The sequence below is a fragment of the Sphingomonas endophytica genome, assembly GCF_001476895.1.
GTDB lineage: Bacteria > Pseudomonadota > Alphaproteobacteria > Sphingomonadales > Sphingomonadaceae > Sphingomonas > Sphingomonas endophytica_A.
Window position 1 is genome coordinate 41,004 of sequence record NZ_LDTB01000013.1, and the last position, 21,584, is coordinate 62,587.

The following is a 21,584-nucleotide window of genomic DNA, read 5'->3' on the forward strand; positions in this document are numbered from 1 at the left end:
GCCGCGCGCCGACGCGATCCGCGCCGAGGGATCCCGCATCTCGCCAGCACCAACGCCACCGAAGCCGCGCCGGTCGCGCCCGCTGCCTTCACCATCACCGCTCGCCCCTCGTCGCGACCGGGAACCGGCGGGCGCGACAATGGCTCCTGCTCCAGGATACAATCCGCCCGGCGACCGCCGCGGTCAGAACGCGCTCCAATCCTCCTGCGCCTCGACCTTCAGCGCCAGATTGCCACGGCTTGCGGGCGCGGACGCGGCGCGGGCGGAGCGGCGCACCGGGGCGACGCGCGCGACCGGGGCGGCGCGCTCCTCGCCGACCTGGAAGCGGTTGACCTGACCTTCCAGCGTCACGGTCTCGGTGGTCAGCAGCCGGCAGGCGGCGGTCACTTCCTCGACCATCGCGGCATTGGCCTGGGTCGCGCTGTCCATCTCGCCGATCGCGATATTGACCTGACCGATACTCGCGGCCTGTTCGCCGGCGCTTTCGGCGATCGCCGCGACGAAGGTCGCGATTTCGCCGATCCCGGTCGTGATCGCACGCAGCGACGCATCGGTTTCCTGCGCCAGCTGCACGCCGCTGCGGACGCGCTGAACGGTGGTGGTAATCCGCTCGTTGATGTCGCGCGCCGCGTCGGCGGAGCGCTCGGCGAGCGCGCGCACCTCGCTGGCGACCACGGCAAAGCCCTTGCCCGCGTCCCCGGCGCGCGCCGCCTCGACCCCGGCGTTGAGCGCCAGCAGGTTGGTCTGGAAGGACAGGCCGTCGATCAGCGCGATGATCTCGGCGATTTCGTTGGAGGATCGTTCGATGTCGCCGATCGCCGCCATCGTCCGGCGCACGATCCCTTCGCTGTTCCGCACGTCGGCGGTGGCGCGGTCGACGACCGTGATCGCCGCCTTGGCCTGATCGGCGGTGCCGCGCACCGATTGCGCGATCTCGCCGACCGCCGCGGCGCTTTCCGCCAGGCTGGCGGCCTGTTGCTCGGCCCGCTGCGCCAGATCGTCGGTGGCGCTGTGCATCTCGGCGGTGCTGGTCGCGATCCCCCTGGCGCTGCCGCGCACCGTGCCCAGCGCGGTGGCCAGCCGCCCGACGGCGGTGTTGAAATCGCCTTCGAGCGCGGCATAGGAGGGCGGGAAGCCGCGCAATTCGACCCGCAGGTCCGCCTCCGCCAGCGTCGACAGCGCGTCGCCGACCTCCGCCATCACCTGCTGCTGCTCGGCATCGGCGCGCGCCTTGGCGGCGGCCGCGTCGCGGAACACCAGCACCGCGCGCGACATGCTGCCCAGTTCGTCGGCGCGCTCGGTATCGGGCACGTCGACGGAATGATCACCCTTGGCCAGCGTGTCCATGACCCCGGTCAGCCGCACGACCGGCCGCGCCAGCGCGCGGGTCAGCAGCATCGACACCAGCACGGCCACGCCGCACATCACCAGCCCGCCGAGCGCGAGCGCGATCTTGCCGATCAGCAGCGCCGCCACGCGCGCGTCGCGCGCCGCGGCGGACGCCACGCCCTGTTCCTCGCGCAGTGCGCGCAGCGGGGCGAGCACCGGCGTCATCGTCACCTTCTTGCTGACCGCGCGCAGCGTGTCCTGCGCGCGCGGCCGGTCGGCCCGTGCCAGTGCGATCATCGGTTCGCCGACCATCCGGCGCCACTCGGCCGCACGCTCCAGCGACTCGTTCACCTTCGCCAGCGCCGCCGGCTGCCCGGCCAGCAGCGTGCGGAGCTGCCTCGCACCGGCGTCCTGCTGCGCCAGCCCCTCGCCATATTGCTTCAGATAGGCTTCGTCGCCGGTAATCAGGAACCCGCGCATCTGGCTGTTCTGGCGCAGCATCCCGATCTCGATCTGCAGCGCCTGCGCCTGCACCTCCTGTCCCCGCACGCTGATCGCGCTGGTCGTCTCGATCCGCGACAGGATGATCCACAGCGCCGTCATCATGACCAGCACCGCAAGGATGACGGCGCAAAAGGCAGCGACGATCTTTCGAGAGATCGGCAAGGCGGTAAACATCGGAAAGCCTCACGAGGACGATGATCCCCGCCCTCGCACGAAGAGAGGAATATCCGGTTAACACCGCGCCAAGCATCCCCCCGGCGCGGGGCGGGGCGGGGCATGGCACGAACGCCGCCGGTTGAAACCAGCCCGCCGCTCCCGCATTTCGTCACGACGGGAGGAATCATCCATGTTACGATCGCTGCTGTTCGCCACCGCACTCGCCATCGCCGCCACGCCGGTGGCGGCGCAATCGATCTCCGCCAATGACAAGGCGCTGGGCGCGCGCGCGAACCCGCAATTGCTCTCGCAGTTCGGCGGCAAATATACCGGGCCGCAGGCCGCCTATGTCGCGCAGGTCGGCAAGCGGGTGGCGGTGCAGTCCGGGCTGTCGAACGCGCAGGGCGACTTCACCGTCGCGCTGCTCGATTCGCCCGTGGAGAACGCCTTCGCGATCCCGGGCGGCTATATCTACGTCACGCGCCAGTTGCTGGCGCTGATGAACAGCGAGGCGGAGCTGGCGTCGGTGATGGGGCATGAGGTCGGCCATGTCGCCGCGCGCCATTCGGCCTCGCGCAACCAGCGCGCGACGATCGGCGGCGTGCTGGCGGCGGTGGTCGGCGCGGCGGCGGGCAACAGCGCGGCGGGGCAGCTGGTCGGCACGGCGGCGCGCAGCGGGGCGCAGCTCTATGTCCTTAAATATGGCCGCGATCAGGAATATGCCGCCGACGGGCTCGGCGTGAAGTACATCACCGCCGCCGGCTACGATCCCTATGCCGCCGCCGACATGCTGGCGCAGCTAGACGCGCAGAGCCAGTTGCAGGCCGAAGCCGGTGGGCGAAGGGGGCAGCAGGTGCCGACCTGGGCCTCCACCCATCCCAACAGCGCCGAGCGCGTTCGCCGCGCCGCCGCGCTGGCCAAGGCGACCGGCCGTCCGCTGACCGATCCGCCGCAGGACACCGCCTTTCTGCGGCGGCTGGATGGCCTCGCCTATGACGAGAAGGGATCGGGCAAGCGCATCCGCATCGTCACGGTCAAGCGCGGCGACACGATCGATTCGCTGTCGCGGCAGATGGCCTATGACACGCTCCAGCGCGACCGCTTCATGACGCTCAACGCGATCGAGGAGGATGCGCAACTGACGCCGGGCCGGTTGGTGAAGATCGTCACGCGGGGCTGAGGGCCCGCAAGGATGAGGCCCGGTATCCGGACTGACCCGTCATTGCGAGCGTAGCGAAGCAATCCAGAGCCGGACCAGGACACCCTAGATTGCTTCGCTACGCTCGCAATGACGAGCGGGCGCGACGCCCACGCCGCCGGCACGCCCCTCACCGCGGCCATCACGACCGTTGCCGTTTATGGGCCCGCGCCGTAGACGCGGGCATCATGCATCGTCCCGCACTTTCTGTCGTCGTCCCCTGTTACAACGAAGAAGCCACGCTGCCGCTGCTCCACGCCCGCGTCTCGGCGGCGGCGCGCGCGGCGGTGGGCGACGATCACGAGATCGTGCTGGTCAACGACGGATCGCGCGACGGCAGCTGGGCGGCGATGCAGCGGCTGGCGAACGAGGACGCGCGGGTCGTCGCGATCAACCTGTCGCGCAACCACGGCCATCAACTGGCACTGACCGCCGGGCTGGATCTGTGCGCGGGCGAGCAGATCCTCATCATCGATGCCGATCTTCAGGATCCGCCGGAGCTGCTGGCCGACATGCGGCTGGCGATGGCGCGCGACCAGGCCGATGTCGTCTATGCCGTGCGGCGCAAGCGCGATGGCGAGACGTTCTTCAAGAAGGCGACCGCCGCCGCTTTCTATCGCGTGCTCGACCGCGTGACCGATACCCCGATCCCGCTCGACACCGGCGATTTCCGGCTGATGAGCAGGCGCGCGCTCGACGCCTTGCTGGCGCTGCCCGAACAGGCGCGCTTCATTCGCGGCATGGTGGCGTGGGTCGGGTTCCGGCAGGTGCCCTTCCCCTACGACCGGGCCGAGCGGCATGCGGGCGAGACGAACTACCCGCTCGGCAAGATGGTGCGGCTGGCGCTGGATGCCGTGACCGGCTTCTCGACCGCGCCGCTGCGCTGGGCGAGCCATCTGTCGGTGATCCTGGCCGGCTGTTCGCTGCTGCTGCTGTTCTATATCGGCTGGGGCTATTTCGTCAGCGACCGGGTGCAGGGCTGGACCTCGACGATGCTGGTCGTCGTCGTCCTGTCGTCGATCCAGATGTTCGTGCTGGGCATGATCGGCGAATATCTGGGCCGCCTGTATATCGAAGCGAAGCGGCGCCCGCTCTATCTGGTCGCCGACATCGCCGGCACCGCGCACGGCCGCGCGACGCTGGGCTTCCAGGCGGCGGCGACGCGGATTCCCGACGCGCAGGTCGCGGGGGAAGAGCCGGGCGAATAAGTCGCTCCCCGCCGCCATACCGTCCGCCTTTTCGACGTTTCCGCGTCGCCTCCGCCGCCCCCGCGTCCTTTCCGTCATTCTCGCGGAGGCGGGAATCCAGACACACAGGTCCGTCGATAGAAGCGAAACGTCAGAGGTTCTGGATTCCCGCTTTCGCGGGAATGACGATGGTTGGCGGGAAGAGGGGAGCGGAAGGCCCGCCCCCGCCCGTTACGCCGCCTCTTCGGCGTCCAGCCCGTACGCCGTGTGCAGCACGCGCACCGCCAGTTCGGTCTCGTCCTCGTGGATCAGGACCGATACCTTGATCTCGCTGGTCGAGATCGCCTGAATGTTGATGCCGCGCGCGCCCAGCGTGGTGAACATCGTGCTGGCGACGCCCGCATGGCTGCGCATCCCGACGCCGACGACGCTGATCTTCGCCACGCGCGTGTCGTGGATCAGCTCGCCGAAGCCGATCGCTTCGCGCGCCTGGTTCAGCGCCTCGATCGAGCGCGGCAGGTCGGCCGAGGGTACGGTGAAGGTCACGTCGGTCGCGCTGGTGCTTCCGCTGCTGCGATGTGCGATATTCTGGATGATCATATCGACGTTGATGTTCGCCGCCGCCAGCGGCTCGAAGATGCTGGCAACCGATCCGGGCTTGTCGGGGACGCTGGTCAGCGTGATCTTGGCCTCGTTCTTGTCGTGCGCGATCCCGGTGATGAGCTGGCGTTCCACGTCTTCGATCTCCTCTTCGCCCACGATCATCGTACCGGGCAATGTGTCCGCCATCGGTGCGTCATCGCCCGTGAACGACGACAGCACCTGGACGCGGACCTTTTCCTTCATGGCCAGCCCGACCGAGCGGGTCTGGAGCACCTTGGCGCCGACGCTGGCGAGTTCCAGCATCTCCTCATAGGTCACCTTCGCCAGCTTGCGCGCGCGCGGCACGATCCGCGGGTCGGTGGTATAGACCCCGTCGACATCGGTGTAGATATCGCAGCGGTCGGCCTTCATCGCCGCCGCCACCGCCACCGCCGACGTATCCGATCCGCCGCGCCCCAGCGTCGTGATGCGGCCGTCCGCCGACACGCCCTGGAAGCCGGGGATCACCGCCACCTCGCCCGCCGCCAGGCTGGCGTCGAGCGCGGCGGTGTCGATCGTGCCGATCCGCGCCTTGGCGAAGGCGTCGTCGGTGTTGATCGGCAATTGCCAGCCCAGCCACGAGCGCGCCGGTACGCCGATCGCCTGCAACGCGATCGCCAGCAGCCCGCTGGTGATCTGTTCGCCCGCCGCGACCACAACGTCATATTCGCGCGGATCATACAGCGGCGAGGCTTCGCGACAGAAGCCGACCAGTCGGTCGGTTTCGCCCGCCATCGCGGAGACGACCACCGCGACCTGGTTGCCGGCGGCGGCCTCGCGTTTCACCCGCGCGGCGACGGAGCGTATCCGCTCGATCCCCGCCATCGAGGTGCCGCCGAATTTCATGACGATGCGCGCCAATGCCGTATCCAAACGCCTTGGGATGAGAGGGGCGCCCTGATAGGAAGCGCGCATGACCGACGCAAGCGTAACAACCGCAACCACTACTAACATCGCTCACGCCTCCGTGGTGGCGGGCGAGGCGGCGCATTTCGGGAAGCTGGCCGCGCAATGGTGGGATCCGAACGGCTCGTCGGCGATGCTCCACCGGCTGAACCCGGTTCGGCTGCGCTATCTGCGTGCGGCCATCGACCGGCATTGGGACCTCGACGATCGCAGCTTCACCCCGCTGACGGGCAAGAGCGCGCTCGACATGGGCTGCGGCGCGGGGCTGCTGGCCGAGCCACTGGCGCGGATGGGTGCGCGCGTGACGGCGGTCGATGCGGCGGCGGAGAATGTCGCGGTCGCGCGCCTCCATGCCGAGGGGCGCGGCCTGTCGATCGACTATCGCGCCGGCGGGGTCGAGGCGGTGGCGGGCGAGACGTTCGATCTGGTCTGCTCGATGGAGGTCGTCGAGCATGTGTCCGATCCGCGCGCCTTCGTCGCCGGACTGGCGGCGGCGGTCGCTCCCGGCGGGCTGCTGGTGATGAGCACGCCCAACCGGACGTGGTGGTCGCGCATCGCGCTGGTCGAGGCGGCGGAGCGGCTCGGGCAAATCCCGCGCGGCACCCATGACTGGGACAAGTTCCTGACGCCTGACGAACTATCGGCGATGGTCGCGGATGCGGGGTTCGACGTGATCGACACGACCGGCCTGTCGCTGGGCGCGAGCGGGTTCGTGCTGGGCGGCTCGACCGCGCTGGATTATCTCGTGACGGCGGTGCGGGCGGACTGACTCCGTCCCCGGTCATCGCTGCGACACCGGCCCCGCCGGTCTATCGGTCACGGCGTACGGCGTGCGGTAATAAACCTCGCCCATGCGGGGATCGACCTAGCCGATCACCCGCGCGACTTGTCGGTCCGTCGCTCGACCATCTGTTCGCCGTTGCGCTGACACGCCGCGCTGACCACCGGTGAGTCGATATCGGTATTGCGCGCCAGGGCCGCCGGCATCGCCGCCTGGCATTGCTGCACCGTCGCGTAATGCGCCGGCTCGATCCGGGCCGTGGCGCATCCGGCGGAGGCGTCGCCGCAGCCCATGATCGCCATCACGAAGAACGCCGTTTCCATCTCACCCTCCGATCATGACAAGAACGAACGTCGAACCGCCGCGTTCCGCCCCCGCCATTGACGCCCGCGGCGTGAACCCCGACATCTGGAATGCCCATGCCGCCCGATACATCGACCCGATCCGCCGTCGAGCGCCCCTTGCTGCCGACGCTTCGCCGCTTCCTGCCCGATCTGTGGCCCGCCGATGCGCCGGGCATGAAGCTGCGCGTGGTCGGCGCGATGACGCTGGTCCTGCTGTCGAAACTGGTGCAGGTGTACGGCGCGCCGTTCGCGCTGCAGGGTGCGGTCGACGGCATGGGCGTGCCGACAACCCCGGTGTCGCTCGTCATCCTGCTGATCGTCGGCTATGCGGCGGCGCGCTTCGGCAGCACCTTGTTCGACAACCTGCGCAACACGGTGTTCGAGCGCGTCGGGCAGGAAGCGACGCGGCGGCTGGCGGCGCGCGTCTTCCGCCACCTCCACCAGCTGTCGCTGCGCTTTCACCTCGAACGCCGCACCGGCGCGGTGACGAAGGTGGTCGAACGCGGGACCAAGAGCATCGACACGATGCTCTACTTCCTCCTGTTCAACATCGCGCCGACCGTGCTGGAGTTGGCACTGGTTCTCGGCATCTTCTGGGTGAAGTTCGGCTGGCCGCTCGTCGCGGGCACGGTTGCGATGGTCGCGCTGTACATCTGGTTCACGCGGATCGTCACCGACTGGCGCTCCAGCTTGCGCGAGCGGATGAACGACCTCGATACCGGCGCGGTCGCCCATGCGGTCGACTCGCTGCTGAACTTCGAGACCGTGAAATATTTCGGGGCCGAGGAGCGCGAGGCGCAGCGCTACGACAAGGCGATGCGCGCCTATGCCGATGCCGCGGTGGTCAGCGAGAACAGCCTGGCGTGGCTCAACATCGGGCAGGCCGCGATCACCAACGTGATGCTGGCGGGCGGCATGGCGTGGGTCGCCTGGGGCTGGAGCCGGGGCGCCTTCACCGCCGGTGAGGTGGTGCTGGTGTCGACCTTGCTGTCGCAGCTCTTTCGTCCGCTCGACCTGCTCGGCATGGTGTATCGCACGATCCGGCAAGGCGCGATCGATATGGGCGCGATGTTCGACCTGATCGATACCCCGTCCGAGGTGGTCGACACGCCCGCCGCCCCCGACCTGCTGGTGACGCGCGGCGCGGTGCGATTCGAGAATGTCGTGTTCGGCTATGATAAGGGCGCGACGATCCTGAAGGGGATCGACCTCGACGTCCCCGCCGGCACGACCTGCGCGGTGGTCGGTCCGTCGGGGGCGGGCAAGTCGACGCTCGCGCGGCTGATGTACCGCTTCTACGACGTGAACGAGGGGCGGATCACGATCGATGGGCAGGATATCGCGGGCGTGACGCAGGCGTCGTTGCGCGCCGCGATCGGGATCGTCCCGCAGGATACGGTGCTGTTCAACGACACGATCGGCTACAACATCGCTTATGGTCGCGCCGGGGCGGATCAAGCCGCGATCGAACAGGCCGCGCGCGGCGCGGCGATCGCCGGCTTCATCGAGCGGCAGGCGGACGGCTATGCCACGCGGGTCGGCGAGCGCGGGCTGAAGCTGTCGGGCGGCGAGAAGCAGCGCGTGGCGATCGCGCGCACCTTGCTGAAGGATCCGCCGCTCCTGATCCTCGACGAGGCTACCAGCGCGCTCGACAGCCGTACCGAGGCGGAGATCATGGAGACGCTGGAGGCGATCGAACGCGGCCGCACCACGATCGTGATCGCGCACCGCCTGTCGACGATCGTCAACGCCGACCAGATCGTGGTGCTGGAGGCCGGCCGCGTGGTCGAGCGCGGATCGCACGCCGACCTGCTGGCGGCGGGCGGTCTGTATGCGGAGATGTGGGCGCGGCAGGCGCAGGAGCAGGAGGAAGCGCTGGCGGTGGAGTGATGCGACGTCGTCATTGCGAGCGTAGCGCGCCTCCGCATGAACCCTATTCCTCGTCGATCCCCCAGTTCAGCCCGCGCGAGATCGCCGGGTCCGCCACCGCCGTCAGCAGGTACGCCACGAACTGCTTCGTCCGCTGCCACCACCCGGTCGCCGCGCGATAGGCATCGACCGTCACCTCCTGCGACTGCGCGATCTCGCCGTCCACATACCCCCGGACATGCGCCGCAAAGGCCGCATCCTCGATCCGCAACATCAGTTCCAGATTGATGAACAGGCTGCGCATGTCGAAATTGGCGCTGCCGACCCAGGTCGCGTCATCGACGACGTACAGCTTGGTATGCAGCTTCGTCGCGGCATATTCCCAGATCCGCACGCCCTTGCGCAGCAACCCGGCATAGGTGAAGCGCGATGCCGCGATCGTGACATTGTTGTCGGAGCGCGCCGCCGTCACCACCCGCACCTCCGCACGGCGCTTGCCCGCGCGATCCAGCCGGCGCAACACGGTCGGGCTGGGTGTGAAATAGCCCGCGATGATGTCGATCCGGCGCGCGTGGCGCATGTCGGCGCGGATCGCACGCGCCCAGGGCGACAGATGCCGCGTCGGCCCGCCGATCAGCCAGCGCAGCCGCCCGTCGCGTTCGCTCCATCGCGCCAGCGCCTTGTTCAGCCGCCGGATGCGCCCGCCGCGCTCGATCCCGTCGTGCAGCGCATCGAAATAGCCCGCCATTCGCGCCGCCGCCGGACCTTCGAGCAACAGGCCCAGGTCGCGCCACGCCTGCTCTCTGGGCGTGCCGAAATAATCGTCCTCGATATTGAACCCGCCGATGATGATCCGCGGGCGCGATTCGGCATCGGCCAGCGCCAGCTTCTGGTGGTTGCGCAGCAGATAGCGTCGCCCGACGCGCGGCGAGAAGCGGCACACCGATACGCCCGCGTCGCGCAACGGGACGAAGAAGGCGTCGCCCTCGCTGCCGAAGCCATCGACGATCAACGTCACCCGCACCCCGCGCCGCGCGGCGGCGGCCAGCGCGGCGTTGACCCGCCGCCCGGTCGCGTCGTCGGCATAGATGTAATAGAGGATGCGCAGCGATGCTTCCGCGCCGTCGATCAGCGCCAGCAGCCCGTCGAGCCGGCGCGGTCCGGTATCGAGCAGCGTCAGGCGGTTGCCGTCGACCGTGAACGTGGGTTGCGGGGCGGCGTCCTCCATGCGCGCGGAGATGGCGTGCGGCGCGCGCGGCGGCAAGGACAGGCTTTCCTTGACGGATCGCGGGCCAGCGGCTACCTGCCCCAGCTTCCCTGAGTCTATCGTCAAGAGGATACGCGGATGGCGCGCGTCACCGTCGAGGATTGCGTCGACAAGATCCCGAACCGCTTCGATCTGGTCCTGCTCGCCGCCCAGCGCGCGCGGCAGGTGTCGGGTGGGGCCGAACTGACGATCGACCGCGATCGTGACAAGAACCCGGTCGTCGCGCTGCGCGAGATCGCCGAGGAAACCGTGCGTCCCAAGGAACTGCACGAATCGGTGGTCCAGAGCCTGCAGCGCGTCCAGATCGACGACGAGGAAGAGGCCGACGAGATCGGCAGCCTGGCCGCCTCGGCCGAGGCACTGCGCCTCACCGCCGTTGCCCCGCCGCGCAACCAGAATCTGGGTGCCGATTACGACGGCTGATCCGGTTCGGATTGCGGGCAACGAAAGGGCCGGTCGCTCGTCGTGAGCGGCCGGCCCTTTTCCATGTTCTGTCGTCGTCGCCTCTCCACACCGTCAGCCGCTTTTGTCGGTCACCCCGGCGCAGGCCGGGGTCTTGTTCCGGCACGATCGTGACGACGCGCAACACCTTGTCACGATCGCCTTCCCAACTGGGCCCCGGCTTTCGCAGCGGTGACGATGTGTATGGGTGTGGAGGGCGGACCGTCGCCGGTGGCGCCTATTTCCCGGCCGCCCAGCGGACCGCATTGGTCAGCACACGCCGCATGTTGGGATCGTCATACGCCTCGGGATCGTGCCCCATCGCCGAATAGAAGACATGTCCCCTGGCGCGCGGATTGACCCACATCACGGGATGTTCGGCACCCATCGCCAGCTTCTCGCCGGTCCGGTACGACCCCTCGTCCACCCGCGCCAGCACCGTCATTCCCTTGGCCGCCGGATTGCCGGAAAAGGAATACCACTCGTCGCGAGCCATCCACGGCTGCGTGACGCCCGCCATCACCGGATGGGTGGGCTGCTCGATCACCACCTTCGCCGACTGGATATGATCCTCGCCGTTCGGATGGCCGATGAAGGTCGTGCCGATGATCGTGTCGGCGTACCAGGCGTCCTTGTGGCTGTCGTCGCCGGCCGCATGGAGCGCCACCACCCCGCCGCCGCGCGCCACGAAGCGCGCGAACGCCGCCTTCTGGTCGGGCGTCAGGAAATCGCCGCTTGCGCTGTTCAGCACCACTACCGAGAAATGCCGCAGCGCCTTGTCGTTGAACACCGCCGCATTCTCGGTGACATAGCTCTTGCGCCCCAGATCGGTGGCGATCCCGCGCAGCACGTCGTTGGAATGCGGGATATGCTCGAAATGGCGCCAGCCGTTCGTCTTCGACACGATCAACACCGCGCCGCTCAGCCCGGCGGGCAGCACCGGCGCGACCCGGTCATAGGTCGGCGGCGGCAGGTGCGGATTGCCACCCGCCTGCATCAACGCCAACGTTCCGACCAGCAACAAGGCCTTCAGCATCATCCCTCTCCCACCCCGGCGACCGTCGGCTGCGTGCGGCGCGACGCGCGGTCCTTATCATGAGCGGCGGACCCTATCGCCTCGGCCGATCCGATGAAACCGGATATCCGCCATGAATTCCACCACATCGGCAAGTTCACGGCCGACCATCCGGGGCGCTTCCGCATCCGATGGCATCGCTTCACGGCCGATTCCCCGCTCCACCCGCTGATCCGCACCGTGCCAGATCCGGCGTTCAAGGTGGACGATCTCGCCGCCGCGATCGCGGACGAGACGGTGCCGCTCGGTCCCATGAGCCGATCGACGGCTATCGCGTCGCGATCATCGACGACGGCGGCGTGCCGGTCGAGCTGATCGAGATCGACCTGCCCGACGAGGAAATCCGGGCGCATGCGCGGCGAGGGGTTGCTGTGCCGGCGGTCACGCGCGCGGCGTCTTACCCGACCAGCGTGATGCTCATCGCGATACGCTGCTCGCCACGCGGCCGCACCTCGAACACGCCGGGCTTGTCGCGGAACTCGCCGTCGAACCCCTCGGGATCGGCGATGCCATGCCACGGCTCGACGCAGACATAGGCCGCACCCGGCTTGGTCCATATGCCCAGCTTCGGCGTATCGGGAAAGGCGATGTCGAGGTGCGGCGCGCCTTCGACGCCGTAGCGGACCGACCGCGATTCGACGGGATCCCAGACCAGGGCGTCGTTGGTGAACAGATCGTCGGCCAGGCGCAGGACGCGACCGTCGAGCGGCGACGGGCGCTTCTCCACCGCGATCGTGCCATCCGTTGCGATCACCCGCAGGTCTCCCGGCTCGTCCTGCTCGAACGTGATCCGGTGCGCGGCACGATCCTGCCCGTATGGCAGCGGCCATGCGAAGGCGGGGTGGAAGCCGAAGCTGGCCGGCAGCGGTTCGTCCGCCGGGTTCACCACCGTCACGTCGATCGCCAGCGTCGCGTCACGCAGCTCGAACGCCACCTCCAGCCGGAACGCGAACGGATAGGAAGCGCGCGTCGCCTGATCGTCGGCCAGCGCGAAGACCGCGCGCGTCGCGCTCGTCTCGATCACCGAGAAGACGCTGTGCCGCGCGAAGCCGTGCTTGGCGATCGGATAGGCCTGCCCGTCGATGCGGATCGCGCCGGTCGCGGTCATGCCGATCACCGGGAACAGCAGCGGCGCGCGCCCGGTCCAGAAACGCGGATCGGCGTTCGTCATCAACTCCCGCCCCTCGGCGTCGGTCAGCGACGACAGCTCCGCGCCCAGCGGGTTGATCGCGGCGCTCAGGGTGCCGTTGGAAATGCGGATCCAGTCGTCAGCCACGCAATTGCGCTCCCTGCTTGGCGGCGGCCGCCACCACCTTGTCGGCGATCGCCTTCAGTTCGGCCTCGGTGAAGCTCTTCTCGGCGGGTTGCAACACCACCTCGACCGCCACCGACTTGTGCCCCTCGGCCACGCCGGTGCCGGTGAAGACGTCGAACACGCGCGCGCGGGTGATCACTACCTTGTCCGCGCCCTTCACCGCGCGCACCAGCGCGTCGGCGGAGACGTCGGCGGGGACGAGGAACGCGAAGTCGCGGCGCACCGGCTGGAGCGCGGGCGGCGCATAGGCCGGGCGCATGAATCCTGCTCCCCGCTTGGCGGGGATCGCGTCGAGGTACAGTTCGACCGCCGCGACCTGCCCGCCGAGATCGAATGCCTTCATCACCGCCGGATGGACCGCGCCGAACGCCGCCAGCACCGTCTTCGGCCCCAGCCGCAGCGTGCCCGAGCGACCGGGGTGGAAGGCCGCGCCCGCCTCGCCCATCACCTGCAGATTGTCGACCGGCGCACCGGCGGCGGCGAGCAGCGCCAGCGCCTCGGCCTTGGCATCATAAGCGTCGAAGCCCGCCGGCTTGCCCTCGCGCCAGCCGCGCGCACGGCGGTCGCCCGCCAGCACGATGCCCAGCGTCGCGCGCTCGCCCTCGGGCAGATAGCGCCGCCCGATCTCGAACAGCCGCACGCTCTCGACGCCCTGCCGCAGGTTGCGCTCGGCAGCGGACAACAGGCCGGGCAGCAGCGACGGGCGCATCACCTTCAGCTCCTCGCTGATCGGATTCGCCAGCCGCCACGCCGCCTCCCCGAACGGCGCAACCTGTTTCTCGCTCAGGAAGCTCCAGGTCACCGCCTCGTCCAGACCGCGCGCGGCGGCGGCGCGCCGGGTGCGGCGCTCGATGCGCTGCTCCGGGGTCGCGGTCGGGCGCGCGACGCCGGGGACGCGCGGCAGCGGCACGGGCGCGACCTTGTCGATACCCTCGATACGGATCACTTCCTCGACCAGATCGGCGGTGCCGTCGACATCGCGCCGCCACGTCGGGGGCGTGACGTTCCACTGGTCATCCACCGCGAAGCCGAGCGCTTCGAGGATCGCGCGCTGCCGCTCCGGCGCGACCGCGAGGCCGCCAAGGGTTTCCGCGCGTGCCGGGTCATAGGCGTAAGAGCGGGTTCCGAGCGGCGCCTCGCCCGCACGGGTGACGCCGCTGGCGGTCCCGCCGCAATATTCGAGCACGAGGAAGGTCGCGATCGCCAGCCCGTCGTCGAGGAACGCCGGATCGACCCCGCGCTCGAAGCGCTGGCGCGCATCGCTGGTCAGCCCCAGCTTCTGTCCGGTCCGCGCGATCACCTCGGGCGTGAAATAGGCGCATTCGATCACCACTTCGGTGGTCGCCTCCGACACGCCCGAATGCGCGCCGCCCATGATCCCGCCGATATCGTGGACCGCGACGTCGTCCGCGATGAGCGTCATGCCCTCGGACAAGGTGTAGGTCTTGCCGTTCAGCGCCTCGACCGTCTCGCCGTCCCTCGCCTGACGTGCGACCAGCCCGCCCGACAGCTTCGCCTTGTCATAGACGTGCAGCGGGCGGCCGAGATCGACCGTCAGGTAATTGGTGATATCGACCAAGGCCGAGATCGGCTTCTGCCCGATCGCGCGCAGCCGCTTGGCCATCCATTCCGGCGCGGCGCCGTTGGTCAACCCGCGCACCTCCTGCGCGAAGAACGCCGGGCAGCCCGCCGCATCCTCGATTCGCACGTCCGGCCCCGCGCCCTCGCCCGCCACCTGCGGGACGGTCGGCGCGATCAGGGTGCCGAGCCCCGCCGCCGCCAGATCGCGCGCGATGCCGTGGACGCCCATGCAATCCTGCTTGTTGGGCGTCACCGACACCTCGATCACCGGATCGCCGAGCCCGGCGTAATCGGCGAAGGACGTGCCGACCGGCGCATCCTCGGGCAGCTCGATGATCCCGTCGTGATCGTCGCCCAGTTCCAGCTCGCGGGTCGAGCACATCATGCCATTCGATTCGACGCCGCGAATGGCCGCGACCTTCAGCACCATGCCGTTGGCGGGCACCGCCGCGCCGGGCTTGCCGAACACGCCGACCAGCCCGGCGCGCGCGTTGGGCGCGCCGCACACGACCTGCAACGGCCCGTCACCGGCATCGACCGACAGCACCTGCAACTTGTCGGCCTGCGGATGCCGCTCGGCGCTCAGCACACGCGCGACGGTGAAGCCGTCCAGCTTCGCGGCGGGGTCGGTGACGCCCTCCACCTCCAGCCCGATGCGGGTCAGCGCATCGAGGATCGCGTCCAGCGACGCATCGGTGTCGAGATGGTCCTTGAGCCAGGAAAGGGTGAATTTCATCTTGTGTCCCGTCGCTCCTGCGCAGGCAGGCGCCTATGTCTCTATATGGTGGCACACCCACCAGTCATGGGTTCCAGCGTCAGGCCGGCATGCCCACGCCGCCCGACAGCGTCGGCACGTCGAGCGCGCTGAATCCGTAATGCTTCAACCAGCGGATATCGCCGTCGAAGAACGGGCGCAGGTCGTCCATGCCGTATTTCAGCATCGCCAGCCGGTCGATGCCGCAACCGAACGCAAACCCCTGCCATTCGTCGGGGTCGAGCCCGCAGGCGGCAATCACCTTCGGATGGACCATGCCGCTGCCCAGCACTTCCATCCACCCTTCGGACCCGCCGATCACCCGCTTGCCCTTCACGATAGAATAGCCGACGTCGACCTCCGCCGACGGCTCGGTGAACGGGAAATAGCTCGGGCGCAGCCGCAGCACGATGTCGTCACGCTCGAAGAACGCCTTCAGGAACGTCTCCAGCGTCCATTTCAGGTGACCGAGCGTGATCCCCTTGTCGATCACCAGCCCTTCGACCTGATGGAACATCGGCGTGTGCGTCGCGTCGCTGTCGGAGCGATAGGTGCGCCCCGGCGCGATGATGCGGATCGGCGGCGTGTTGGCCAGCATCGTGCGGATCTGCACCGGCGACGTATGCGTCCGCAGCACACGCGGGGTTTCCCGGTCGTTAGGATCGCTGTTCTCGCGCCCCGCCAGATAGAACGTATCATGCATCGCGCGCGCCGGATGCGTCTCCGGAATGTTGAGCGCGCCGAAATTGTGCCAGTCGGTCTCCATTTCCGGCCCGCTCGCCACCGCGAAGCCCAGGTCGGCGAAGATCTCCGCCAGCTCGTCCATCACCTGACTGACCGGATGCACCGTGCCCGAGAGCGGCGCATCGGCGGGCAGCGTCATGTCGAGCGCTTCGCTGGCCAGCTGTGCGTCGAGCGCCACCTGCTCCAGATGCGCCTTGCGCGCAGCGATCGCGTTCGTCACCGCCTCGCGCAGCCCATGGATCGCCGGCCCGCGCGTCTGGCGCTCCTCGGGGCTCAGCGCGCCCATCGTCTTGAGCAGCTGCGTCACCCGCCCCTGCTTGCCCAGCGCGTCGACCCGCACCGCCTCCAGCGCGTCGAGCGAGGCGGACGCCTCGATCGCGACCAGCAGATGGGTCTTCAGGTCGTCGGTGTCGGTCATCGTGTTATCCGTCATGCGCGCTGTCCAAGCCGATGCGTGCCGCCAAGTCCAGCCATTGCGGGTTCGTTTCCTCGATCAGTCGCAGCTTCCAGTCGCGATTCCATTTCTTCACCTGCTTTTCGCGGTGGATGGCGGCTTCCATCGTGTCGGCGACGTCATACCAGACGAGCCAAGTGATGTCGTAGCGGTCGGTGAAGCCTTTGAACGTACCATCGCGATGCTGGATGAGGCGGGCGAGAAGGTTGGACGTGACGCCGATGTACAGCGTTCCGTGCGGACGACTGGCCAAGATGTAGACGCATGGTTGTCGCTCCATTCCTTGCCCCTTCGGTCATTCCCGCGCAGGCGGGAATCCAGAACCTCCGACGTTGCACCTCTATCGACAGACCTGCGCGTCTGGATCCCCGCCTCCGCGGGGATGACGATAGACGCGGGAATGACCAAGAAGGCAGACCGACGGGAATAGAAAAAGGGCGCCGGTGTTGCCACCGACGCCCCGCATCTCATTCTCGCGTCAGATCGCCTCAGGCGGCCTGCGGGAGAGCCGCCTTCGCCTGCGCGATGATGGCGCTGAACGCCTCGCCTTCGTGCATCGCGATGTCGGCCAGGACCTTCCGGTCCAGCTCGACGCCGGCCAGCTTCAGGCCGTGCATGAACTGGCTGTAGGTCAGGCCCTCGGCGCGGACGCCGGCGTTGATGCGCTGGATCCACAGGCCACGGAAGGTCCGCTTCTTAACCTTGCGGTCGCGATAGGCGTACTGGCCGGCCTTTTCGACCGCCTGACGGGCGACGCGGATCGTGTTCTTGCGACGACCGCGATAGCCCTTGGCCTGTTCCAGGATGTTCTTGTGCTTGGCGCGAGTGGTTACGCCCCGCTTGACGCGTGCCATGGTCTAATTCCTCCTCGTGCTCAGTTCAGGCCGTACGGCGCCCAGGCCTTCACCGTCGCGGTGTCGGCCTTCGACAGCACCGTGGTGCCGCGATTCTGGCGGATGTACTTGGCGTTGTGGCTGATGAGGCGGTGACGCTTGCCCGCGACGCCGTGCTTGATCTTGCCGGTGGCGGTGAGCTTGAAGCGCTTCTTCACGCCGCTCTTGGTCTTGAGCTTGGGCATTTTCATCCTTTCTGATGCGCGTATCGACTGAGACGGCCGCGGCAGCCCTTGATGGCCGGGCCGTCCGTATCCGCCGATCGCTCGGGAAGCGGGCCGCATAGCGAGAGTGGCGCCGGAAAGCAACCGCGACGGGAACCGGCCGCACGGCTTCGCGATTGTACCGCGATGGCAACGACCTCGCCTCCCTCCACCGAGCCCGCGCCGGCCACGCCGCGCCGGTGGAAGCGAATCGCGCGCTACGTCGTGATCGGCGCGGTCGCGGCGATTGCCGCGATCTGGCTGGTGCTGTTCGTCACCAAGGGGCGCTTCCTGCGCGGTCCGTTCCAGAATGTCGTGGGCAAGCTCACCCATCGCACGGTGACGGTCGGCGGCGACTTCCAGCTCTATTTCGCGCCGCTGAAAATCAAGTTCGTCGCGGAGAAGCTCGCGATCTCCAACCCCGGCTGGGCGACGCGCCCGCACCTGTTCACCGCCGACCGCATCGACACGCGCATCGCGCCCTTGTCGCTGCTGTTCGGCAAGCGGCGGCTCTACTGGCTGGACCTCACCAACGGCGCGGTCGATCTGGAATGGAACCGCGCGCATGACCGCAACACCTGGACGTTCGGAGAGAGCAAGGGCGGGAAGCCGCTCGACCTGCCGCGCATCGACCGTGCGACCGTCGTCGGAACGCAGGTCCGCTACCTCGATCCCCGGATGCGGCTGCTGGCGCAGGTGAAGCTCGACACGATCCGCTCCACCGACGCGCGCATCGGACAGGCGGTGGGCGTGACCGGCGACGGGCGGCTGCGCGACACGCCGTTCACCGTGGTCGCGCGCCTGCTGTCGCCCGACGCGACCGTGGCGCGCGGCAGAAATCAGCTGGTGCTGCGCGCGCGGGCGGCGGGCAATACGATCGACGTCGCCGGCACCTTGCCCAGCATCGCCGCGATCGAGAACGTGCCGCTGGCGGTCAAGGCGCGCGGCCGCAACCTGTCGACCCTGCTCGACATCATCGGCGTCGCGATCCCCAATACGCGCCGCTACACGCTAAACGCGCAACTGGTGCAGAGCGGGCAGGAATATGCCTTCACGCGGCTGCGCGGGCGGTTCGGCGACAGCGACGTCGCGGGGCGGCTGACGATCACCAATGGCGAGCGGCTGCATCTCGATTCGGCGCTGACCACCCGCACGCTCGACATCATCGATGCCGCGCCGTTTATCGGCTACAATCCCGATATCGTCGCGGAAAAGGGCGCGGTCGCCGCCGCCGCCGCGACCGGCGCGGCACCGGCGCGCATCCTGCCCGACGCCGCGCTGCCGATCGCGACAATGCAGCGCTTCGACGCCGACCTGAAATGGCATATCGATCGCGTCCGGTCGAAGCGGCTGCCGATCGGCGACATCGACCTGGTGCTGGATCTGGAACGCGGGCGGCTGGCGCTGTCGCCGCTGACGATGGCGATGGCGCGCGGCAAGCTGGCGACCGACCTGGTGTTCGACACGCGCCAGCGTCCCAGCGCGGTCAGCTATGACGTGCGGCTCGCCCCCACCCCGCTGGGGCGGTTGCTGGCCGGCTATGGCGTCGCCGAATCGGGAACGACCGGCACCGTGCGCGGCCGCATCCAGTTGCAGGGGCGCGGCGACACGATCCACGATTCGCTGTCCACCTCCGGCGGACGGATCGCCTTCGTCATCCCCGGCGGCACCTTGTGGACGCGCAACGTCCAGCTTGCCGAGATCGACCTGGGCACCTTCGTCCAGAAAATGTTCGAGGACGAGCTGAAGGAGCCGGTGCGGATGAACTGCGGGCTGGTCGCCTTCACCGTCCGCAATGGCGTGGCGGCGACCGATCCGATCCTGATCGATACGCAGAAGAACGTCATCCTCGGCAATGGCGGCTTCAGCTTCAGGACCGAGGCGCTCGACCTCGCCTTTCGCGCCGATTCGAAGAAGTTCAGCCTGTTCTCCGGCCAGTCGCCGGTCGGGGTGAAGGGCTATTTCGCGTCGCCGTCGCTGGACGTCATCTCCCCGCAACTGGTGGCCCGCGCCGGCGCGGGGCTGGGTCTGGCGCTGGTGGCGACACCGGTCGCGGCGCTGCTGGCGTTCGTCGATCCGGGCGACGCGAAGGCCGCGCAATGCGGCCCGATCCTGGCGGGCAAGACCGCCGCCGCGCAGCGCGACGAAGACGGCAAGCCGCGCAAGGACGTCGGCGCCGGCAAGGTCGAGGGAAGCAAGCGCAAGAAGTTCCTGGGTATCTTCTGAGGTGCACGCCTTCGCCGCCCTGCTCGACGCGCTGATCTACACCCGGTCGCGCAACGCCAAGCTGAAGCTGATCGGCGACTATCTGCGCGACACGCCCGATCCCGACCGTGGCTGGGCGATGGCGGCGCTGACCGGCGGGCTCGACCTCCCCGGGGTGAAGCCCGCCGTTATCCGTGCGCTGATCGAATCGCGCGTCGATCCGGTGCTGTTCCGGATGAGCCGCGATTATGTCGGCGACACCGCCGAGACGGTCGCCCTGCTTTGGCCGACCCCCGATCATCCGCCCGCCGACGCCACCCCGCTCAGCGTCAGCGGCGTCGTCGACGCGCTCGCGCATCTGTCGCGCTCCGATGCTCCCGCCGCGCTGGCGGCGATGCTCGACCGGCTGGATGCCGAGGAGCGGTTCGCGCTGCTCAAGATGGCGACCGGCGGCCTGCGCGTCGGCGTGTCGGCGCGACTCGCCAAGCAGGCGCTGGCCGATGCCTTCGGGCTCGACGTCGAGGCGGTCGAGGAAGTGTGGCACGGACTGGAGCCGCCCTATCCGACCCTGTTCGCCTGGGCGGAGGGTAGCGGCACGCAACCGACCGCCGCCGACGTGCCCGTCTTCCGCCCGTTCATGCTCGCGCACCCGCTCGACGATCTGCGCGTCGACCTGACCGACTATGCGGCCGAGTGGAAATGGGACGGCATCCGCGTCCAGATCGTCCACGTGCCCAACGCGGAGGGGGGCGAGACGCGCCTCTACAGCCGTACCGGCGACGACGTGACCCGCGCCTTCCCCGATGTCGCCGCCGCCTTCGCCACCCACGGCGTGGTCGATGGCGAGTTGATGGTGAAGGGCGACTTCCAGGGCGGAGAGGCGGCCAGCTTCAACGCGCTGCAACAGCGGCTGGGGCGCAAGGTCGTCTCGGCGAAGATGCTCGCCGAATCACCCGCCTTCGTCCGGCTGTACGACATCTTGTTCGACGGCGACGAGGATCTGCGCGCGCTGCCGTGGATCGAACGCCGCGCGCGGCTGGAATCGTTCGTCGGCCGCCTCGACCCCGACCGCTTCGACCTCAGCCAGCTGGTCGACGCCTCCGATTTCACCGCGCTGGAGGGCATCCGCGCCGGCGCGCGCGACGCCGCGATCGAGGGGATGATGCTCAAGCGCCGCGATTCGCCCTATGTGGCGGGGCGGCGCACCGGCCTGTGGTACAAATGGAAACGCGATCCGCTGACCGCCGATTGCGTGATGATGTACGCGCAGCGCGGCAACGGGCGGCGATCGAGCTGGTATAGCGACTATACGTTCGGCTGCTGGAGTGAGGACGGCGAACTGCTCCCCGTTGGCAAGGCCTATCAGGGCATTACCGATCAGGAGATCGCGCAGCTCGACCGCTTCGTACGCCAACACACGCTCAACCGATTCGGCCCGGTGCGCGAGGTCGAGAAGACGCTGGTGCTGGAGATCGCGTTCGATTCGATCCACGAATCGAAACGCCACAAATCCGGCGTCGCGATGCGCTTCCCCCGGATCGCGCGCATCCGCACCGACAAACCGGCGGCGGAGGCGGACACGCTGGCGGCACTGACGAAGCTGATCACCTGACGCCCCCTCATCATTGCCTCAGCCAACCCCGTCATTGCGAGCGCAGCGAAGCAATCCAGGGCGTCGCGCGGAACACTGGATGGCTTTGCTGCGCTCGCAGTGACGGACGGGGTTACCCGAGAGG

19 protein-coding genes are annotated in these 21,584 nt (G+C 68.6%); 8 read left to right on the top strand and 11 right to left on the bottom strand.

The window, feature by feature from the left end; translation table 11 throughout:
- Nucleotides 1–183 precede the first annotated feature (183 nt).
- Nucleotides 184–1,995 carry a methyl-accepting chemotaxis protein gene (locus tag NS334_RS05885; protein WP_193753015.1) on the bottom strand — a complete coding sequence of 604 codons (1,812 nt, stop codon included), beginning with the start codon at nt 1,993–1,995 and terminating at the stop codon, nt 184–186.
- Nucleotides 1,996–2,179: 184 nt separating this feature from the next.
- On the opposite strand from NS334_RS05885, the gene NS334_RS05890 reads away from it, so the two are divergent.
- Nucleotides 2,180–3,169, top strand: coding sequence for a M48 family metalloprotease (locus NS334_RS05890; protein ID WP_058755045.1), 990 nt, complete (start codon nt 2,180–2,182; stop codon nt 3,167–3,169).
- Nucleotides 3,170–3,375: 206 nt separating this feature from the next.
- Complete coding sequence (locus tag NS334_RS05895) at nt 3,376–4,395, top strand: glycosyltransferase family 2 protein (RefSeq protein WP_058755046.1); 1,020 nt, start codon at nt 3,376–3,378, stop codon at nt 4,393–4,395.
- Between the two features lie 210 nt (nt 4,396–4,605).
- Here the strand turns inward: NS334_RS05895 and NS334_RS05900 are convergent, their stop codons facing one another.
- Nucleotides 4,606–5,877 carry an aspartate kinase gene (locus tag NS334_RS05900; RefSeq protein WP_058755047.1) on the bottom strand — a complete coding sequence of 424 codons (1,272 nt, stop codon included), beginning with the start codon at nt 5,875–5,877 and terminating at the stop codon, nt 4,606–4,608.
- Between the two features lie 52 nt (nt 5,878–5,929).
- Between NS334_RS05900 and ubiG the strand changes: the two genes are divergently transcribed.
- The gene (ubiG, locus tag NS334_RS05905) at nt 5,930–6,691 is read left to right on the top strand and encodes a bifunctional 2-polyprenyl-6-hydroxyphenol methylase/3-demethylubiquinol 3-O-methyltransferase UbiG (RefSeq protein WP_058755048.1); all 762 of its coding nucleotides are present in this window, start codon (nt 5,930–5,932) and stop codon (nt 6,689–6,691) included.
- Nucleotides 6,692–6,795: 104 nt separating this feature from the next.
- Here ubiG and NS334_RS05910 read toward each other — a convergent pair whose 3' ends face one another.
- A complete protein-coding gene (locus NS334_RS05910) occupies nt 6,796–7,026 on the bottom strand; it encodes a hypothetical protein (RefSeq protein ID WP_058755049.1) in 231 nt (76 codons plus the stop codon).
- A gap of 96 nt (nt 7,027–7,122) precedes the next feature.
- On the opposite strand from NS334_RS05910, the gene NS334_RS05915 reads away from it, so the two are divergent.
- Nucleotides 7,123–8,937, top strand: coding sequence for an ABCB family ABC transporter ATP-binding protein/permease (locus NS334_RS05915; protein WP_058755119.1), 1,815 nt, complete (start codon nt 7,123–7,125; stop codon nt 8,935–8,937).
- A gap of 43 nt (nt 8,938–8,980) precedes the next feature.
- On the opposite strand, the gene NS334_RS05920 is transcribed toward NS334_RS05915, so the two are convergent.
- Nucleotides 8,981–10,144 carry a phospholipase D-like domain-containing protein gene (locus NS334_RS05920; RefSeq protein ID WP_058755120.1) on the bottom strand — a complete coding sequence of 388 codons (1,164 nt, stop codon included), beginning with the start codon at nt 10,142–10,144 and terminating at the stop codon, nt 8,981–8,983.
- Nucleotides 10,145–10,261: 117 nt separating this feature from the next.
- Here NS334_RS05920 and rpoZ point away from each other — a divergent pair, with 117 nt between their 5' ends.
- Entirely contained in the window at nt 10,262–10,606 is a 345-nt protein-coding gene (rpoZ, locus tag NS334_RS05925; RefSeq protein ID WP_058755050.1) for a DNA-directed RNA polymerase subunit omega, read from the top strand.
- A gap of 256 nt (nt 10,607–10,862) precedes the next feature.
- Here rpoZ and NS334_RS05930 read toward each other — a convergent pair whose 3' ends face one another.
- On the bottom strand, nt 10,863–11,660 hold the full coding sequence (locus tag NS334_RS05930) for a ThuA domain-containing protein (RefSeq protein WP_241491825.1): 798 nt from the start codon (nt 11,658–11,660) through the stop codon (nt 10,863–10,865).
- A 93-nt stretch (nt 11,661–11,753) separates the two neighbouring features.
- Here NS334_RS05930 and NS334_RS05935 point away from each other — a divergent pair, with 93 nt between their 5' ends.
- Nucleotides 11,754–12,014, top strand: coding sequence for a hypothetical protein (locus NS334_RS05935; RefSeq protein ID WP_058755052.1), 261 nt, complete (start codon nt 11,754–11,756; stop codon nt 12,012–12,014).
- A gap of 82 nt (nt 12,015–12,096) precedes the next feature.
- On the opposite strand, the gene NS334_RS05940 is transcribed toward NS334_RS05935, so the two are convergent.
- The 6 genes from NS334_RS05940 to rpmI form a co-directional block, all read right to left on the bottom strand.
- On the bottom strand, nt 12,097–12,975 hold the full coding sequence (locus NS334_RS05940) for an aldose 1-epimerase family protein (RefSeq protein ID WP_058755053.1): 879 nt from the start codon (nt 12,973–12,975) through the stop codon (nt 12,097–12,099).
- On the bottom strand, nt 12,968–15,331 hold the full coding sequence (pheT, locus tag NS334_RS05945; RefSeq protein WP_058755054.1) for a phenylalanine--tRNA ligase subunit beta: 2,364 nt from the start codon (nt 15,329–15,331) through the stop codon (nt 12,968–12,970). The genes NS334_RS05940 and pheT overlap by 8 nt, the downstream gene beginning before the upstream one ends.
- 79 nt (nt 15,332–15,410) lie before the next feature.
- On the bottom strand, nt 15,411–16,511 hold the full coding sequence (gene pheS / locus NS334_RS05950) for a phenylalanine--tRNA ligase subunit alpha (protein WP_058755121.1): 1,101 nt from the start codon (nt 16,509–16,511) through the stop codon (nt 15,411–15,413).
- Nucleotides 16,512–16,515: 4 nt separating this feature from the next.
- Nucleotides 16,516–16,827 carry a GIY-YIG nuclease family protein gene (locus tag NS334_RS05955; RefSeq protein ID WP_058755055.1) on the bottom strand — a complete coding sequence of 104 codons (312 nt, stop codon included), beginning with the start codon at nt 16,825–16,827 and terminating at the stop codon, nt 16,516–16,518.
- Nucleotides 16,828–17,035: 208 nt separating this feature from the next.
- Nucleotides 17,036–17,401, bottom strand: coding sequence for a 50S ribosomal protein L20 (rplT, locus tag NS334_RS05960; protein ID WP_022687966.1), 366 nt, complete (start codon nt 17,399–17,401; stop codon nt 17,036–17,038).
- 20 nt (nt 17,402–17,421) lie between these two features.
- Nucleotides 17,422–17,625 carry a 50S ribosomal protein L35 gene (gene rpmI / locus NS334_RS05965; RefSeq protein ID WP_058755056.1) on the bottom strand — a complete coding sequence of 68 codons (204 nt, stop codon included), beginning with the start codon at nt 17,623–17,625 and terminating at the stop codon, nt 17,422–17,424.
- A 165-nt stretch (nt 17,626–17,790) separates the two neighbouring features.
- Between rpmI and NS334_RS05970 the strand changes: the two genes are divergently transcribed.
- Both NS334_RS05970 and NS334_RS05975 read left to right on the top strand, forming a co-directional pair.
- On the top strand, nt 17,791–19,869 hold the full coding sequence (locus NS334_RS05970; protein ID WP_058755057.1) for an AsmA family protein: 2,079 nt from the start codon (nt 17,791–17,793) through the stop codon (nt 19,867–19,869).
- 1 nt (nt 19,870) lies between these two features.
- Nucleotides 19,871–21,460, top strand: coding sequence for a cisplatin damage response ATP-dependent DNA ligase (locus NS334_RS05975; RefSeq protein WP_058755058.1), 1,590 nt, complete (start codon nt 19,871–19,873; stop codon nt 21,458–21,460).
- Nucleotides 21,461–21,584: the final 124 nt, after the last annotated feature.